We start from the raw sequence: 17208 nt of genomic DNA on the forward strand, positions 1-17208 counted from the left end.
AGCAGGTGTCCTGACCGATTTGCAGTTCGTTCAGGCCAAGGAACAATTCGGCACCGTCATGGGAGTCAAAAAATGAAGCAGCCATGTTTACGCCGCCTCCGGCACAAAAACAACGCCCGCACGGAGTGCATTGCCGAGGCAGTTTCCATGGACCAGATATCGAGATGAAACCAAGAATGCGGGCAGACCATCACGGCACAGGAGTAAAGTTAGGGAGATAGCATTGGTGCCTGATTGGCTCCGCCCGAGGCCGTGCAGCAGTCGGGTGGGACTTCCCACCACGTCATACAAAACTCATCCTTATCGGTGCAAAGTGGAGAGTATTTAGTATCACTCGTTGTTGCAACCGGGGCATACAGAAGAAGGCCAAAACAACCTATCGGCAGACCAAAATGGCCCTTTGGTAGGACCGCGGGGTTCATAAACGTTGATAACTGTCGATAAGTGCTAAGTCTTCGATATGCTCTGACCTGGGCTTATAGTTCTCACTGCTAGATTCTCACAGTTGCTGTGCCTGACTGTGGATCGGGCAATATCGGTTCGAATCCCAGAGACCACCAGTGACTAGATTGTAATTTTCCCGCGCCAATTGAGTTGGTTCGGCGCCGGATGGGGAGCAGGTTCGTAAGGGAATGCTCCGAGGCTGTGGCACCGCTGCCACTTGTATTGGCGCATGCGCAAAAGTTGTCTAGGTGAAACCAAGAGTCAGCCGTGCGACTCTAGGCCTCCATTGTCGAGCACATCCCCGGCGTCCCGCGGGGTATCCGGGAATTCCAAGAATCCTAGCGGGGTTCGATCCGAGCAGCCACGGGGCAATACTTGCTCATCGTCATTAAAGTTCAGCCCTAGGTCGAAGTTTTGGCAATCAGTAAGATACAGGCACCGTAGCGGATCCGTGTGCTGACCGCCTGGTTCCAAATGTGCGTCGGTCAGTAGCTGCCACTGGCGCGTCACTGAGTCCTGTTCATGGGCCAATATCCGTTTCGGTCATACTAGAAATGGGCGACGGCATTTGCGTCGTTTCAATACTTTTAGACGGGACGACGAATGTCAAAGTTTTGGTGGGTAAACCAGGGTAGAACATACACGCGCGAACTGGACTTGGGAATTGCGTGGGCGCCTTTGCTTACAGCCAAGGGGGGCAAGCAGCACCACTGGGATCGGATGGACCTTGTACAAGTGGGGGATGTGGTCGTTCACTATGCGGAGGGGCAAATTCGATCTGTCAGCAGGGTATTGACAACAAGTCATCAGGCGTCCAACCCCCATTCTGATGGTGACTGGGCTCAGGTGGGCCGTGAACTCAAGCTTTCATATGTCGTCCTCGATGTTGCCCTGCCCCTCTCGAAACTGCCCGAAGCCATGCGGCGAGGAAATTCAGGGTATGGATCTCCATTTGACAAATATGGGGCTGTCAATATGGGGTACTTCTTCGATCTGGCGGACGAGGTTGGCATCTGGGTCATGGAGGAGGCGGGCCTGGTTGCGGATAAGGACGATGTGCTTTATGACGCACCACCAAGTGGCGAGAGCCAAAGTTACGAAACGGTAATCGTTGTTGGCCCTGATGGCGAAGTTACGGTAAAGACTCGGGCTGAGCATCACAAGCTTAAGGCGCTTCTATTCAAGGGTCAGAAAGAAGCTGACTGTGCCCTCTGCGGGAAGACGCTTCCGGTAAGCCTGCTTATTACGGCCCATATCAAACAGCGTGCTCAGTGCTCGAAATCTGAAAGAATCGACCAGAATGTAGTGATGGCGGCTTGTGTTCTTGGGTGTGATTCTCTATACGAGAAGGGCTTCGTCAGCGTTGACTCAGATGGCGTGCTGATTGCGGGACCAAGAAATGCAACCGCAACAGCGTTGATTGAACACATCGGTGTGCTGACTGGAAAGTCCGTGTTGGGATTTGGTGCGCACAACGAAAAGTACTTCGCTTGGCATAGGAGTGCGCATTCAGAGATCAAAATGAAATGACCCACCGGCCAGGCCTGTGGCTTTCATGAAGGATCTAGACAGACTGTGGGTAGATGCTACTGATGGTGGATCGGAAACGAGACGGGTTTGCCACTCAGTCCGGTTCCCGCCATCTACGCGGGATCGACAGGCCTATGCTGACGTAGTGGATTGCGACAACGGGGTGGGCGACCGAGTTGGTGATATGACGGCACCTCTTGGCGCTGGCAACGGCCGATATCAGGACCGCACGGCCCGTCTCTAGAGGGCCAGATCATCCTCGGCAGTTTGGGTGTTCTGAGTATTGTCCAACGATGAACACCGACAGCATATGCCGCTGCAACCCCGGCCCCGACTATGCCGTCTCCGCCCACACGATTTTCCGAATTGCTGAGTCCCAGTTCGACTCTAGAAGAATTTTTGAATTGAACCTTTTCAACGTTCTATTCATGACGACGCCTGGGCCGTGCCAACCGAAGACAAGTCGTTTCGAGTTGAACAGGGTGGGGACGAGGCTGGCCGCTACGTGGCTGATTCTTGACATTGAACCAGAACTACGACTTACGAGGTTGACATGAAGGCACCACGACTAGGATTTCTTCACCACGACATGGTGGCCAACAACGAGCGACGTGTCCGGTTCAATTGGACCAATGGTGCCGTGAAATTCAGTGTTGTATTCATCATTGATCCGCATCCATTCTTGAAGCATCTTCCAGCTCCCGATCAAAAAATGAACAGACCAGCGCCACTAGCACTACTGATGTTCGGCGTGGTCGGTGGCGGCTACGCATTTACGAAGCCTGTCTACCCAGGTTTCTGGTTCGACACATTCATGGGTCCAGATCTACCTCTGCTCCAGCAAGCGCTGAGGTCTGATTCTCCAGCTGGCAAACCACTGGATGTCAATGGATTCTTTGCGGACTTCGTATCTCACGTCCCGACTGCTCTGACCCACACAGAAGCTGTTCAGTGGAAGGATCTGCCCTGGAGGCCGGATGTTGAGGAAGCCGACAAGACGTACTTCCTAGGCTACCGAACCAACCCATCAACGTCCCATGTCACAGCAAAGAACCTAGAGAAGACTGAACTCGCGGCAGGAGAGCTTGCTGCGAAAATATGCCGAGAACTAAACGTCAGCTCCTGTTGGACAGCAGACCCGGTCCAAGCCAAGCCACTGGGATTTCCACCAGTACCACACGGCGTGTGACGCCGAAGAGGCTAGGTGCGAACCAGCCTAGGTGGAATTTCCCGATTTGTGCATGTTTCTGACTGGTCAACAGCTGACTCCAACCTAGTTCCGGGTCAACCGTTGCCTGTTGAGTCGGTTCAGTCGGCTATTTCCCAAAGTTCGCAGAGTGTCTCTTGCTCTCCTAATGTTTCAGCCCGGGAATCGATAGTCGCTCGTAACCTATCGACTTTGTCGTGTCGACGACCTCGTCCTTCGTTAGCCCGGGCTGACGGCACTCAGTCAACAGTCTGGGCATAGTGGTGTGCCCAAGGTTTGGCTGAAATTGTGCTGGGTGATATTTGGCCGTTGGGTGGGTAATCGGTGGATTGATTCTCCGTCAGTGGGGGCACATTACTCGCCTACCAACAGGCGCGAGTCCACGATGACAACCAGCTCGAGAACGAAGTCTTATGAGGGAAGTGGGTCGGTTGGCGTTAACACCGGTGCCCCGATCAATCCCGAGATTTGGCAGTTGCTGTGTACCGGCCCCGTCGGGCCATGCTTGGTTGAGCGAACCGTCCAGGGAATCATGCCGCCGTTTTGTTGGCAGCGTCGTCGATAACGAGCCGATTTGTAGATCGTGGTCGGACTGCTCGTATTTCTCTGGTGTTTGGTGGTCCAAGGAGGCCGCGTTGCGGGGGCGAGGATTGTCGGACCGGCAAGGCATGATGTTTCTATGACCCTCAAACTGACCCAACCTCCCGTGTTGCGGCAACGCATCTTATCCGTACTTGCCTCCACGGAATCGGGTTCACTTGACGCTACTGAGGTCAAGAACCGGGTGAACGAAATATACGGGCACCTATGGAACGACCGTGACAGGGAAAAATTTCTGTCCAGGCCGGTTGAGACCAAGTGGTGGTCCAGGCTCGGCACACAGCACCAGAGGATGTCGGAGGATGGCCTTCTCGAACCCCATGCCGGTGAGGACGTCTGGACACTCACTCCTAAAGGGTGGGCCGCAGATCGGGCACTGACCTTGGACGGATATGACCGAGAACGGGAACTCGAGCGCCGGCAACAGATGTGGCAGGCACTACTATACAAAGACGGACCCGCCAACGTTGAACCAAGCCTGCTGCGGGCCCTGGAAATTTTCGTGGGGCAACCAGGAATCTGTGTCCCAGCAATGACCAGGACACCAGCCACGCCCGATGGTGTTGCCGTCTCCCTCCTGAACACGGGCAAGCACTACGCAGACGAAGTGACCGCAACCGGGGCCATCTACCACTACCCGAATACCGCCCGCAACGGGCGACACGACGAGTCCGAAATCAATGCAGCCAAAGCCGCCTTCGGACTGGGCCTACCCGTATTTCTTATCACCCCCGGATCACCCCAAAACACTCGCACAGTTCACCGGGGATACATCGAGGACATGGATGACACTCAACAGGTTCTGCTGGTCACCTTCGCTGACGGGGAGCTGCCATCGCCGCCAACTAAAGGAGAACTCGAGGCAGCGTTCAAACTTACCGACGACGAAGCACTCGGAGATTACAGCCTTCGCAAGAACCGTAAGAACCAGGCGCGTTTCGCGTTCAACGTCTATAAAAGGTACGGAACAGGCTGCGCCGTATGCGGCTTCACCGTCCAAGGACTTGTCCAGGCCGCCCACCTCCTGTCCAAGAAGAACAACGGAAGCGACGACGCTCGCAACGGATTGCCCCTGTGTGCGAATCACCACCTCGCCTTCGATCGCCACTACTGGTGCATAGACCCCGACCTGAAGATTCATGCCAAGAATGACGGGCCGACACTGGAAACCTTAGCCATCGTCCGTACCGACTTATCGCACCTAGCGCTGCCCCCGCATGATGATGCGGTGACAAGGATTTGGAACGATTGGCAATCTCGCCGCTAATCGGTTCTGCTCAACGTGTTTAATTTCTGGGTGAGCCTGGTATGAAACAGTTGCGGCCCGTTGGATGGAAACGTTCACTTGGGCACAGCCAAGGAGATTCAAACTTCGCCTTCTTGGGTTTACGGCAAAGCGTTGCATCGATCTCAGCAATGTTGATCGCTGCCGTCGTGACTGCGACCTCTGGTATGGATGTCACGACTGGGTAAATAGGGCGAGCATCCACCACTTTCTGTAGGTGGCTGGTTTCATGGAGTCGCTCTCCTGATGAATAAGAGCACACCCTCAAATGAATATCTGAGGGTGTGCTCTGTATGACTCGCCGCGGGTCAAAAAAGTTCCTAAACGGTGGAAGGATGAAGTCATGGCTTCACCATGTGTCTTGGCGCACAGCGCGTTGATGGATGGCGGAATGGGTTCAGCACGGCCGATCAAACTTGACTGCTCCAAAGGCATATGGGCGGGGGATACATGCGAGTGAGTGACAGCGAGTTCGAGGAATTTGAAGATGTTTTTCCCCTCAGAGATGACTCAAGGTTCCGAGAGTGGAAGAGTCAGTTAGAGACTCTTCCACCTTCCTCTGTCGTCTCGATTCGTGAGGCCGTGGCAGACGGGCCAGACGGGCGGCGAATGAGGGATGTTCAACTCGTAACTGAGCGGCTACCTATTCTTGAGGTGAAGGACAACGTCCCGAAAATTGGAGAACGCGTTGTTCTCCTGGCTGAGATCGACGGTGTTTACGTAGGTTTTTGCATTTCCTCCCCGGGCCCCCAAGATTCAGCTCCGTTGTTTATCCAAGAAGTCGGGGTTGTTCCCAATGCGAGGGGACGGGGAATAGGGATGGCGCTGCTTTGTGCGGCGGCGGAGCGGGAACCTTGGCGCAACATAGCGTTTGCCACAGAGGACAACAATGACGGTGCCCATGCGTTGAACAAGAAGTTCGCCAAATCCATTGGCGCAAGTATTGGAAAGGTCCCCCTCGATACTTATCGGGATTCAGACTTTAATATCCAACGAGGAAGAGGCTATCGGGCTTGGGTCATCAATCGTCCACCAAGCGAACGGTAAAATGTTTGGAACCCCTACTTACAAGGAGTGGATAATCGTATGCCCGTAGACGGCCCCACATTGATGCTGACCGATATTGAATCGAAGTATGAAGAAAAGGCGTCTTCGCTGGCCCATGACCGCCTCTACGAAGATACAGGGCGTTGGGGGCATATGTTCGCAGTTCTGCACGAGGGACTCAACACCCATTTTGAAAACATCAACGGCCGGGCAGCAACTACTAGGCACTTTTGGACTCAGAACAGCCAGGACTTCCTCCAGCTGATCAAAGACTTGAAGGAAGACCTGTACACCCTGAAACGAGCGGGCGTGGATGCCAAACTGGCCGAAAAATACCAGCTGGGGATCGAACGCTGCCAGCCTTGGCTCTCCCCAAGCGGGGGAAGCAAAGTGCCGGAAGATTTCGAACCCATCGAGATCATCAAATACGAACAGGTCTTAAGCGAAACATCCTCTTCGGTGATCCTCAAGAAGCAACAGTCCCCAGTTGGCCTCAAGATGATTGGTGGCGGTTCGTACGCCAACGTTTACGCATACGTCGATCCGGATTACGGTATTAAGTTTGCGATCAAGCGGGCCAAGCGGGACACCAGTGCGCGTGACCTGGTGCGGTTTCGCCAGGAATTCGACGTCATGAAGGCCCTCAGCTTCCCGTATATCTTAGAGGTCTACAAGTTCAACGAGACCAGCAACGAGTATCGGATGGAGTTCTGCGACGAGACGCTCAGGGATTACATCGCAAAACGCAATGGGAATTTGAACTTCTCGACTCGGAAGCGGGTCGCCCTTCAGTTCTTGTACGGCATCAGTTACATCCACAGCCAGGGTTATTTGCATCGGGATATCAGTCTCCAGAATGTGATGATGAAGGTATTCGGTAGCGGGGCTGTTCTCGTTAAGCTGTCGGACTTCGGACTCGTGAAGGATCAGGCCTCCCTCTCCACACATACGGAAACTGAGATGCGTGGAACCATCCGTGACCCTCAGCTCGAAAACTTTAAGAACTACGGCGTTCTCAATGAGATTTATGCGGTGGGGTGGTTGCTCTCCTACATTTTCACCGGACGAGACGGGCTATCAGGTCTAGCGGATGAAGCCGCCCGTGTAGTCCAAAAATGTACCGCCCCCGATCTCACACGGCGCTATTCCTCCGTACTTGCGGTTATCGCAGATGTTGAGCATTTGGAAGCTTCCCACACGGCAACAACCGAAATGGTGGCTGAAGCTTGATCATTTCGGGTCCGCTGTCGCAACCCCCCGCTTCGCCAGCGGATAGATACGGGGCGCGCCCTGGAAAACACGACAAGTTGTGTGTCCCAGATTTGCCTAATGGTTTGGAGTGCGATGCAGCCTTGGGTGACTTTTCGAGGATTGAGTCCACGGTCGCTGGTGATGAGTGGTGCGGAGCTGAGTCGTTTCTGGACTATGTGAGGGTGGAGGCATGACCAAGTTCTATCGTCAGGGCCACTTTCGGCGGGGACCCAGCGGACAAAGGGTCTGGGTTACTGGCCATGAGGTAAATCGGATGGATAGTCAGTATTCCGCCTACGTATACGCTAAGGCTGCGACAACCGCTTCCACCGACGAAAGAATTCTGGGCACATCTGCGCTCTCAGCGATTGCCGCCCAGAGTGCTGAAACGGCCAAATCACGCGCTTATCCTCGTCGTACTCCCTTGTACCCAGCCGAGCCGACCCAACCTCCGCGATCGATGAGGTGGGTGAGGCCAAATGCGTTGTGCCCTGTCTGTGGCGCTTGGGTCTACTTCTATGCCAATGAATTTGGAAGTCGTGTCTATTTTGACGAACTTGGGCCCCCTTGGCCCAAGCATCTATGCATGGATAACAGTGTGCTTGCCTCATTAGGTGGACAGAGTGTCGCCCCATTCATTTATGAGCGATCCGTTGGGCGCCGGAAACTTGCTGAGTCACGTCGCCAGGATCTCCAAGACCAAGCTAAACAGGATATTGACGACATCGAGAAGCCGCCACTTGGTGCATTTGTTGTCTTGGGAATACACCAAGATGGCAGCCGCTCTCGGATGATTCTTCGCCTATTTATGGGAGGTCAACGCTCAAAGTTTGGCAAGCATCGGAAGATACGTCGCCTGAACTGGGGCAACTAGTATTCATGGAAGGCGATCTTTTGTCGTATGTTGATGGACGGAGTGCTGAGGTGGTCCGGATCGCAGTCCAAATCCAGTCAGACGTATCTCGAGCGCGGCGTCTGAAGGGCCTGCGGAAAAGATGGCTTAGGTAGCCTGACAATCGTTTCTGATCGTGACTGACCCAGCGTAAGTTTTTTGAGTGCCTACTGTGTCACCCATTGCCCATCCTTGTTCAACGCAAAATGGGGAGCGGCTAGTCGTCGGAGGCGCGGCTCAAAGAAGAAGTAATTGGTCGTTTCTGACTGCTGCATAAACGAGGCTGATGCCGACATATACGCCGATCTGGCCTACTCTCAAATCGTGCCTCATACCAATACCTTTTCGAGACTACTGCCCATTATTCTTCTATTCGTCGGCGTGCTTCTGGGCATCGCGAGCGGTTTGTTAGCACTGTTGCCTGGCACTAACGTTGCCCCAATTGTCTGTGGGGCTGGTGCTGCTGTCGCGGCGATCATCCTAACGTTTACCATCGCCGTTCGACAGAACGCTGACACGGATAGCTTGCGTCTAATCCTCCGCCAAGTAGAGGAGCAAACAGCGAAGGAGGACTACGATCCAGTTAGGGATCAGGAAGAGTTCACGAATGAGTCTGACCAAGACGGCGAGCTTGCCGGTGCCGCGCGTGCTTTGACCGAAGGGTCAGACCGGGTCAATGATCCTGTCGAAGCCGCAAATGCCGAATCTGCCCCAGCCGGGGCGAAGCCCGCCTACGCGGACGAGGTCGTTGAGGCTCTTCGCGAACTTAACGCAAAGCTTAATTTTGATGATCTGCGGTGGCGCCGTAAGATCCCTTCTCCACCGATGAGAGGCCACCACGGCTGGTTCGTTGAATCGAATTCAAATGGCAACTACGAACGCTGGTTCGTGCGTAGGGCCAATGGCTTGACGGTGCGTAAAGCCATGCCCCGGGACTTTCTGGAAGCGTTGGAGCGGGAAGGGGTCGATCCGCGTGTCATCAAGCACGACTTCCAGCTCACGAACCATGGGCTCGCCTCGTGGTACGCACGAACCTACTCAGGTGCCCTGTGGAAGGTGGCACGGGGCAACCGGAACCTGTCAGGTGGCATCAGTGTCACGCTTGAAAATGCGGACAAATAGCTTCAACGTATTGCCGGTCGCTCATGAAACCGTACGCACCGTAAAAGGGATGATGCAGCCGTCAACGCAAGGGACTACAACGGCTTGCCTAGCTGAGTATTTGATGCTTTGAGAGCCACCCAATCGTGCGGTTCAGAGCCACCGATCGTGCGGAAGAGAGCCAGTGGTGGTTTGGTTTGGAGCCACTGGCCCTCTCCGCTCGGTATTAGCTGTGTTTCGTCACCGTGGAGCCGGTCATTTCGGCGCTAAGAAACCTGCCAGTGCGGCGCGGTTTCTAACCACAGGCAGGTCAGAATGGAGAGTTGACGGGATCGTTGTCGGTCGAAGTATTGTCGCGGGCAACGGCGTCTCCCGCTCCATCCTGCGTCGTGATCGAGGAAGTCCTCGGGCCAGGGCGCTGGATGCCCGGAGTCGTCCCACCATCCCGTTTCGCCGCCAGCAGCAAGGAGAGCAATGTCCTGGTCCCGAGTGCGTGCCCCCAGGACGACTCTTCATCAGGTGCTAGCGAGAGCGGTGTGTTCGTACATGTTGTAGGTGCTGTCTCAACCCAGACCGTGTTGTGGATGATCCGGTCCATGATCGCGTCCGCGTGAACAACGGAGCTCACTTGGTGGAAGGAGCCTTTCAGGTGGCTCTCAACCACGCCAACTATGGCTCCGAACGACACGATTCGTGGTTCGGGGTGGAGGCTCTGACCCGCACCACACGTGGCTCCCTGGAAGCGAATATTCACCTAGCCACCGATTAGCATTCAACTGGGGGAGCTTGCGTCCACAGAACCGCCGTTTTTACGATTGCTGTTTTGGGACCGTCGGCATTTACCCACCCAGTGTCCGCTGCAAGCGCCATGTCGTAGGGACCCCCGGAGCCAAAAGAGATTCATCCCGGACTGTGAATCGATCGGGTAGCTCCGGATATAGGGAGAGTAAAATGAGAAGCGCAGCATTGATGGAGGATGCACGGGGCCGTGCAGCCTTCGTGCGGGAGTTCCCACCACGTCATACAAAACTCATACCAATCAGTGCAAAGTGGAGAGTATTTAGTATCACTCGTTGTTGCAACCTCACTATGCAGAAACAGGCTAAAGCAACCCATTAGCAGCTCAAAATGGACCCTCGGCAGGACAGCGGGGTTCATAACGTTGATAACCGGTCATAAGTGTCCAGCTCGGAACATGCCTCTGATCTGCGGTGATAGTTTTCGAGCGAACTGAAGGGGAGAATTTCACCCGTCTATCCCAGGCGGCAATATCGGTTCGAATGTCCTGCGGACCGGTTGGCTGTTGGGGCCTCTTTCTTGGGATTATGTTGCTCTGATGGGTCCGCCCTAGGTTTGACTGAAAACTCAACGAGACCCGGGGCGCCCCCACTAAACGACTTTGCTGCTTCGTTGGCCTAGGGGAGCTTGAGCAGCAGTTCCTCCCCAACGGCCAATGGCCTCAGGGCGAGAAATCGTTCAGCCTTGGCGCGTCGCGATTCTCACTATTGATCTCCGCAGCTTCACCAGCAACTATGCCTTTTTTGGCGTAGTTTCTCGCTGCTTCGGGCAATCAATCCGAAGCTGTGGATGCTAATACGGAGGAACGATGTATTTCCAGGGCCGAAACTGCGATCATTACGAAGATACAAATGCTGATAGCTGTGAACGGCGGAAAAGCTGCGATGGCGAGGGTCCCAGCAGTGCATGCGAGGAACACTGTCGAGATAGTGATTGGGAGTGAAGGTCGGAGCAGCGCAGCCCACACGACGATCATGAAGACGAATACCGGCAACGTGAGAGCCACTGAACCTGTCATCGTTGGTAGATTCTCCTCTGACTTTGCGAGCACATCTAGTTCGACTTCTATTCCTGCCGATAGCGCACCAACGGCAGCAAAAATCACGTAGTGCGCGTATCCGAACCCAAATCCGGTGCGTACATTGCTAAGCCGCTCGCCGTGTGTTTGAGAGAAATAGATCCACCAGATTCCTGCAGCCAATACCAGTCCGGCGAGGGCAAGCCAGATAACGTCCCCTGCATGAGCTCCCGCGTTGAGAGAATCGATTACAGTATTGGCAGATGCAAGCAGGCTCTCTCCAAGAAGGATCAGAACGAAGAGACTGTACCTCTCTGCGATATGGTGTGGATGCCAAGGTGTCTTCCGTGATTTTTCGGCCCAAACTGGAACCATTAGCTCTAAGAACACCGCCGGCCAGAAGGTCCAGAACTGAACCTCGGTGGCGAACATAATTCGCACCGCCCAAATGATTTGTACCGCAGCGATGCCGATAGCATAGCGAAGTGCAACACTCCGCTGCTCTGGATCGGAGAGGGCCACTCTGATCCACTGGGCGACCATTGCTAGACGCATGATCAGATATCCCCAAGTGACTGTTGCCCATTGGCCATCCACGAGCGCGCTTTGGATCCCCGCAGCGAGGACGAGAACCCCACCCATCTGCACGATAGTGGTCACCCGGTAGAGCCAGTCATCTGTGTCGAATGCCGAGGCAAACCAGGTGAAATTCATCCAAGCCCACCAAATTGCGAAGAACACCATTGCGTACCCGAGCAGGGTCGCTAGTGCGCGACCTTCGGACACACCATGATGTAAGTTCTGCGATGCCTGTGAAACCGCAATGACAAAGACTAGATCAAAGAAAAGCTCCAGGGGACTTGCTACGCGGTTCGGTTCGCTCGGCTCGCGGCCTGTCATCCGCTGGAGGCCAAATCGGCTCAAACTTCTAGGTCGCACTAATTGCAGGAATCTGGAACGATGCGACGAGGCCGTCTCTGACAGTCACTGTTGCACTGGATTCCCCATTGAACACTCTACTATTCCAATGAAATCGAATCTTAGTAGCTACACCCACTGTGTCCGCATCGAACACGTCAATGATCGCACCCGCACCAATCGCATCAGTTTCTGCCCACTGACGCACACCGGCGCGACCTCGGAGTACCCTGCCCCAATCGTCAACAATCCCGTCACTTCGAAACGAGTCAACAAACTTGTCGATATCCGCAGCATTGATAGCGTCGACTGTATTTTGCACGGCCAAAGGAAGTAGAACGCGGCTCATGATGAAGCTCCTCGATGAAAGATATTGATTTCTTACAAAATATCTATCAAACCCCGGCTTCTAGAGGGGGTGATCATCAGAAAATGACACCAGTATGGGGGTCATATTCTCCATCAAACTCTCTCAACCACGATCAACGAGATTGAAGTCTGTAGGTGATGGGCCCCATTCGCCCGCCAACAAAACGGTGTACTGATTCCTTGGACACTTCTGGCTCCCGTCACATGTTGTTTGGACAGTAGGCTTTACATGTTGCGAATGGTTTCAAGATGAATCGGGTGGGAATGGAAGCATGGTGCATCATGTTGGCTCGGATCGGCGCACAAGACGCCGCGGGCCTCACCCCACCTTCACCTGGTGGCGCAACAAGGTCGTTGATCGCTTCGACGTCCAGCGTTGCGCTCACTGCAGCATTGGTATGGCAAGGGATCATGGTCATACTGACACTAGCCGCGTTGGGCCAGCCCGGTTGGATACTTGCAACTTTCCAAGCGCTGGTCGGTGTCCTTGCCGCTTTCTCGATCCGGAGCAGGCGTTGGGGGCCCGCTCTGCCGCCCGCGATGGTCGCCGCGGGAGTATGGGGCTACTTGCTGAGCGGGGATTTGGATTCGTCACTGACTTTCGCTGCGTGCTGGCAGATTAACTTCTCGGCGTTCTTCGCAGGACTCTTGATACTGCGAAGGTACGCAATCTGGATGGTAGTTGGGTCTGCCGTGTGCACGTCAGTAACCATCCTCCACTTTCTCCCTGGTTGGGGTGACCAACTGCCGGCGTCGATTCTGGTAACGCAGGCATCCATCATCATCGCTATTAGGTTAGGTCTAGCGGCTCTACTGCGCCATTCCAGCAAGACGGACGAGAGCGTGGAAATCGCGGACGAAGCTTCCCTTCGAGATGAAACACTCAGCTACCAAAGCGCTCGCCTAGCCGAGGACTCACGTGTTCTGCACGATACCGCCATCAATACGTTCGCCGCGATCGCGTCAGCAGGGGCTGGAGCCCGTGATGTAAGTCGAGTCATAACTCAGTGCGCCAGAGACCTTGAGCTCCTTGAAGAACTTCGTGGCGCTCGACGAACCACCGCCATCGCCACACTTTTAGATGTGTTCGAGCAGCCTGGCGTCACCACCATTCGCCTAGGAGCAGGTGACGAAGCAATACAACTGGCGGGTGCTGCTCTACCTCAACGCACCATCGACGGGATCATCGGGTGTGTCCGTGAAGCCGTCACAAACGCGACGAAGCACTCGGGTGCGGACCATGTAGACGTCGAAGTGTTCACTTCTACAACGGAGCTAGTCGTCCGTGTGTGTGACGACGGTATTGGTTTTCACGAAGACACGCCTGCCGGGCGCGGTGTGGACGCCTCCATACGACGTCGGGCTACTGACCATAACTTTGCTGCCGACGTGTGCAGTACGCTCGACATGGGTACGGTGGTCACCCTGTCAATAGCTCTGTCACCCCTTTCATCGGATCAAACGGAAAATTCGAACGACGCCGGACTAGAAGCTTCGGCGTCCACGGTAAACCGTCGCTCCGGCAATTACTGGGGCCTAGGCGTCACAATTGTGAGCATTGTGCTCACCGTCGCAGGCGGCACCGATGACGGGGGCGCACTGTTCCCGATGATCACGATCATGCTTGTCTCCTTGTTCCTTGCCCGAACCCCGGTGCTGCGTCGCGGGAGGGCCCTATTGCCATTCCTACTCGTGCTCGGCACTGTGTCGGTGTTCTACCTCTCAGCGCGCGCGACTTCCTTTGGCCTCGTCGGGCCGGCGCACTGGCAAGCGCTCGCGGCGACCGGGCCGTTCGTGTTGTTGCTGTCGATAACTAGGGGTAAGGCATGGCCTATTGCAGGTGCCTTCGCATGGGGTGCGGTGGTAGTTCTAATGGCTGTTTTCGCGTTGCCCACTTCTGCGACGGCTGCCGAGATTATTATCGTCGCCGGTCTAGTGGGGCTGGGATTCTCAGGCGTCTGGACAATGTTTCAACGTCTCGTGACCCGGCTTTCTAACCTGGAGGCAGTGTCGCGCGCCGAAACATTTCAGGCAAGTCTGCACACTGAGCTGGCAACTGTATCTCAGGCAAGCTATCAACGCTGGATGGACGCAGGACTCGACGCTTCGGCCACGCTGTTGCGGGGCATCCGGGACGGTAGGTTGAACCCTCATTCCGAGTCAACGAGGGCTGCTTGTGATGAAGAGGAACGGTATCTCCGCCAGCTGGTACAGATCAATCCCGACCTCGTGCACATTGGCAAAGTATTCATGCCCACGCTTCGTCGCGCACGGGAACTTGGTATCGAGTTCAGACTGCGACTCGGAGACGTCGATGCAGCCAATGAACACGTCGCGCGTGACATTAGCAACGTCGTCAGCGAGAACCTGATGTCAGCTGAGCATGGCGAGGCACTCGCCGTCAGTCTGTTCCCCGTAGCGGAAGGGCTGCAGTTGACGCTCACCGGATCGGCGCTCCAAACACCTGAACACCTAGCAAATAAGGCTCGCCTCGTCTCACTTGGGCAACTTGAGTTACTTGAAATTTCTTTCCAATCAATGCAACCAGTACATCGAAAATCCAAGCATTTCGCTGGGACCGCTCGCGTCCCAGTGCTGAACTTTCAGGAAGAACCCTATGACTGACCACCAAATTCAGCGGGCCCGGATCGCTATCGTGGAAGACCATCTACTGCAACGAACCCGCACCGAAGAGCTCCTGTCCAGATCCGGTAAGTACGAGGTCGTCTTCAGCGGGGCATCTGCGCCGGAGTTCACGCAGTGGGTAGGGGCGGCGCCGATGATCGAGCGTCCGCATTTACTCGTCCTTGACTTGATGGTCGACCGCCAACCGAGCGTCAGCCCTGCGCTCGTTGAAGTTATGGTCAAGGCGGGCCTCAAAGTGCTCGTGCTATCCGCGCTCGCTTCTCCGCTGCTCGTTCGTCGAATCGTGCGTGCAGGGGTAGCTGGAATCGTCGGGAAGCGCGATAGTGAGGATGACATCCTCGCTGCAGTCTCTGCGGTGCTCGCGGGTGAAGAGTGGATGACCACGGAACTTGCGTCGGTGATTGCTGGGGATCCTGACCGCCCTTCATTGAGTCTGCAGGAAGAAAGGGCGTTGGTGCTCTATGCCTCCGGGCTCAGTGTCGACGAGGTAGGTGTCGCGATGAATATCGGGCGTGAGACGGCGAAACAATACCTCGACCGAGTGAAGAAAAAGTACGCTTCAGTCGGTGTCCCGGTTCGCTCGAAGCTGGACTATGGGCGTGTTGCCTGGGCCGATGGCTACCTTGACCCGTCGCTTCCAAGCGAAGCGTAATTGCTAGTGTCATGAACACTGCAACCTGACTCCGATCGAGACGGTCCTTCGTTGAGGCAAGCCCAACGGACTTTCGGAACCCGAAGGCGAGTTCGAAACCACTGTGAATCTGTTGATGAGCGACCTCATTTCAAATCGGGGCTTCAACACCGGCATCACCGTCGAATCGTATGATTTCGGGTCGATCAAGACTGATAATTGGGCACACCCGATGTCGCCCCGACTTGAATTGCCTAGCGGACCGTGCCGCTCTGCCGGTGACCCCTATTCGGGGGTGATTTGCCCCTAAACTATTCTCCGGTGTCGGCACCCTGAATAGACTCTGAACGATATTTGTTTGCTGGGGGCACGAAGGTAACTTTTCGCATGACCCTCTTTAGGAAATCGAAAAGGAAAACCAATGGGTCCCCTTCCACGACATAAATCGGCCGCGGTCACGAGGTGGCTGATCGTAATCCTTATGATGCTCGGAGCCCTTATTGCTCCAACGGCAGCCTCCGCTACGGTCGAGCCCGGCGACTCGGTACACATTGGAGCGAGGCAGGGGTACTCCGGAACTGGAATTTTCCCCGTCTGGTACAAAAATCCTGCAGTCGGCGAGCCCGATGCCTGGGCATATTGCATAGAACATGACGTCCACGCGAACTCAAATATCGACGGGCATGTCGGAGGATTCAATGAATACCTCGGCACAAACCACTTCACCGACCCCACCATTCAGGGCAGGGTTCTGTGGGTACTAGCGCACGGCTACCCGGCAAAGACAATCGCAGACCTGGAAGCTGCCACTGGGATCGCGGGGCTATCCGTAAATGATGCCATCGAAGCCACTCAATATGCGATTTGGCGATATACCGATCTTGATTGGGATGCCAGCTGGAATTGGGAAAGCCAAAATTCTGAGACCGTGTATTGGTACCTTGTGAATGGCGCAAACACGAATCCCGTGATGACTCCGAGTGAAGTCGAGGTTACCGCTTCGATCACAGCACCTTCTTCTACGCAGACGAGCGACAGCATAGTTGGGCCATTTGTCGTGAATACGAACCAGAAGTCGGTTGGCGTCTCAGCTCCTAGCTTCACCTTCACCGACGCCTCGGGTAGCCCCATAGATCCAACCGCGGTCGTGGATGGACAGGAGATTTATCTTGACCTTCGCGGTCATGCCGCAGCAGGAGCGACCACCGTCACTGTAACGGCATCCGCCCCAGGGCCAACCGGCAGACTAATCTCCGTTCCCCGCACAGTCGGCAGTATGCCAACCTCTACTGACCATGCTCAGTCGATCGTACTGGTACAGGCGAAAACGGCGACCGTGGGTGCTAGCGCAAACGTAGCGTGGACTGAGCGGGCCGTGTCGAAGCCGGTTATCGGTACGTCCCTGGTTGATTCTGCCGATGGTGACCGGGTCCTGAGCTGGAATGGGGGTACCGTGATCGATACCATCGCC

At 55.1% G+C, this 17208-nt stretch carries 13 protein-coding genes; 10 read left to right on the forward strand and 3 right to left on the reverse strand.

From position 1 onward, the window contains the following. The first annotated feature begins 1047 nt into the window (after positions 1-1047). The 7 genes from CXQ94_RS08505 to CXQ94_RS08530 all read left to right on the forward strand — a co-directional run bounded on the left by CXQ94_RS08505 (position 1048) and on the right by CXQ94_RS08530 (position 9378). Entirely contained in the window at positions 1048-1974 is a 927-nt protein-coding gene (locus tag CXQ94_RS08505) for a hypothetical protein (RefSeq protein ID WP_104088570.1), read from the forward strand. Between the two features lie 589 nt (positions 1975-2563). Then, complete coding sequence (locus CXQ94_RS08510; RefSeq protein WP_181034134.1) at positions 2564-3163, forward strand: DUF6037 family protein; 600 nt, start codon at positions 2564-2566, stop codon at positions 3161-3163. Positions 3164-3860: 697 nt separating this feature from the next. Further along, a complete protein-coding gene (locus CXQ94_RS08515) occupies positions 3861-5048 on the forward strand; it encodes an HNH endonuclease (RefSeq protein WP_104088575.1) in 1188 nt (395 codons plus the stop codon). Between the two features lie 474 nt (positions 5049-5522). Beyond that, positions 5523-6113, forward strand: coding sequence for a GNAT family N-acetyltransferase (locus tag CXQ94_RS08520; RefSeq protein ID WP_181034135.1), 591 nt, complete (start codon positions 5523-5525; stop codon positions 6111-6113). 39 nt (positions 6114-6152) lie between these two features. Continuing rightward, positions 6153-7343 (forward strand): protein kinase family protein, encoded by a 1191-nt coding sequence (locus tag CXQ94_RS08525; RefSeq protein ID WP_258066878.1) that lies wholly within the window; start codon positions 6153-6155, stop codon positions 7341-7343. A gap of 607 nt (positions 7344-7950) precedes the next feature. Beyond that, positions 7951-8238, forward strand: coding sequence for a hypothetical protein (locus tag CXQ94_RS22165; protein ID WP_146070258.1), 288 nt, complete (start codon positions 7951-7953; stop codon positions 8236-8238). A gap of 270 nt (positions 8239-8508) precedes the next feature. Further along, positions 8509-9378: a hypothetical protein gene (locus CXQ94_RS08530; RefSeq protein ID WP_104088580.1), complete on the forward strand. Its 870-nt coding sequence runs from the start codon at positions 8509-8511 to the stop codon at positions 9376-9378. 289 nt (positions 9379-9667) lie between these two features. Here CXQ94_RS08530 and CXQ94_RS23040 read toward each other — a convergent pair whose 3' ends face one another. The 3 genes from CXQ94_RS23040 to CXQ94_RS08545 all read right to left on the reverse strand — a co-directional run bounded on the left by CXQ94_RS23040 (position 9668) and on the right by CXQ94_RS08545 (position 12440). Beyond that, positions 9668-9985, reverse strand: a complete 318-nt coding sequence (locus tag CXQ94_RS23040; RefSeq protein WP_258066880.1) for a hypothetical protein — start codon at positions 9983-9985, stop codon at positions 9668-9670. A 942-nt stretch (positions 9986-10927) separates the two neighbouring features. Further along, the gene (locus CXQ94_RS08540; RefSeq protein ID WP_104088583.1) at positions 10928-12073 is read right to left on the reverse strand and encodes a low temperature requirement protein A; all 1146 of its coding nucleotides are present in this window, start codon (positions 12071-12073) and stop codon (positions 10928-10930) included. Between the two features lie 28 nt (positions 12074-12101). After that, on the reverse strand, positions 12102-12440 hold the full coding sequence (locus CXQ94_RS08545; RefSeq protein ID WP_104088586.1) for a hypothetical protein: 339 nt from the start codon (positions 12438-12440) through the stop codon (positions 12102-12104). A gap of 863 nt (positions 12441-13303) precedes the next feature. Here CXQ94_RS08545 and CXQ94_RS08550 point away from each other — a divergent pair. From CXQ94_RS08550 to CXQ94_RS08560, 3 genes are all read left to right on the forward strand, one after another. Further along, a complete protein-coding gene (locus CXQ94_RS08550; RefSeq protein ID WP_146070259.1) occupies positions 13304-15085 on the forward strand; it encodes a sensor histidine kinase in 1782 nt (593 codons plus the stop codon). Next, positions 15078-15758, forward strand: coding sequence for a response regulator transcription factor (locus tag CXQ94_RS08555; protein ID WP_104088591.1), 681 nt, complete (start codon positions 15078-15080; stop codon positions 15756-15758). Before CXQ94_RS08550 ends, CXQ94_RS08555 begins: the two co-directional genes overlap by 8 nt. Before the next feature lie 400 nt (positions 15759-16158). Continuing rightward, positions 16159-17208 (forward strand): thioester domain-containing protein (locus CXQ94_RS08560; protein ID WP_146070270.1); only part of this gene is annotated, 1050 nt, incomplete at its 3' end.

The organism is Arthrobacter sp. GMC3, assembly GCF_002929305.1.
Classification (GTDB): Bacteria; Actinomycetota; Actinomycetes; order Actinomycetales; family Micrococcaceae; genus Specibacter.

Bases quoted from the DNA above. Each gene is read 5' to 3' on its own strand.
- CXQ94_RS08505 (WP_104088570.1), top strand. From the start codon at position 1,048: ATGTCAAAGTTTTGGTGGGTAAACCAGGGTAGAACATACACGCGCGAA.
- CXQ94_RS08510 (WP_181034134.1), top strand. From the start codon at position 2,564: ATGGTGGCCAACAACGAGCGACGTGTCCGGTTCAATTGGACCAATGGT.
- CXQ94_RS08515 (WP_104088575.1), top strand. From the start codon at position 3,861: ATGACCCTCAAACTGACCCAACCTCCCGTGTTGCGGCAACGCATCTTA.
- CXQ94_RS08525 (WP_258066878.1), top strand. From the start codon at position 6,153: ATGCCCGTAGACGGCCCCACATTGATGCTGACCGATATTGAATCGAAG.
- CXQ94_RS22165 (WP_146070258.1), top strand. From the start codon at position 7,951: ATGGATAACAGTGTGCTTGCCTCATTAGGTGGACAGAGTGTCGCCCCA.
- CXQ94_RS08540 (WP_104088583.1), bottom strand. From the start codon at position 12,073: ATGACAGGCCGCGAGCCGAGCGAACCGAACCGCGTAGCAAGTCCCCTG.
- CXQ94_RS08545 (WP_104088586.1), bottom strand. From the start codon at position 12,440: ATGAGCCGCGTTCTACTTCCTTTGGCCGTGCAAAATACAGTCGACGCT.
- CXQ94_RS08555 (WP_104088591.1), top strand. From the start codon at position 15,078: ATGACTGACCACCAAATTCAGCGGGCCCGGATCGCTATCGTGGAAGAC.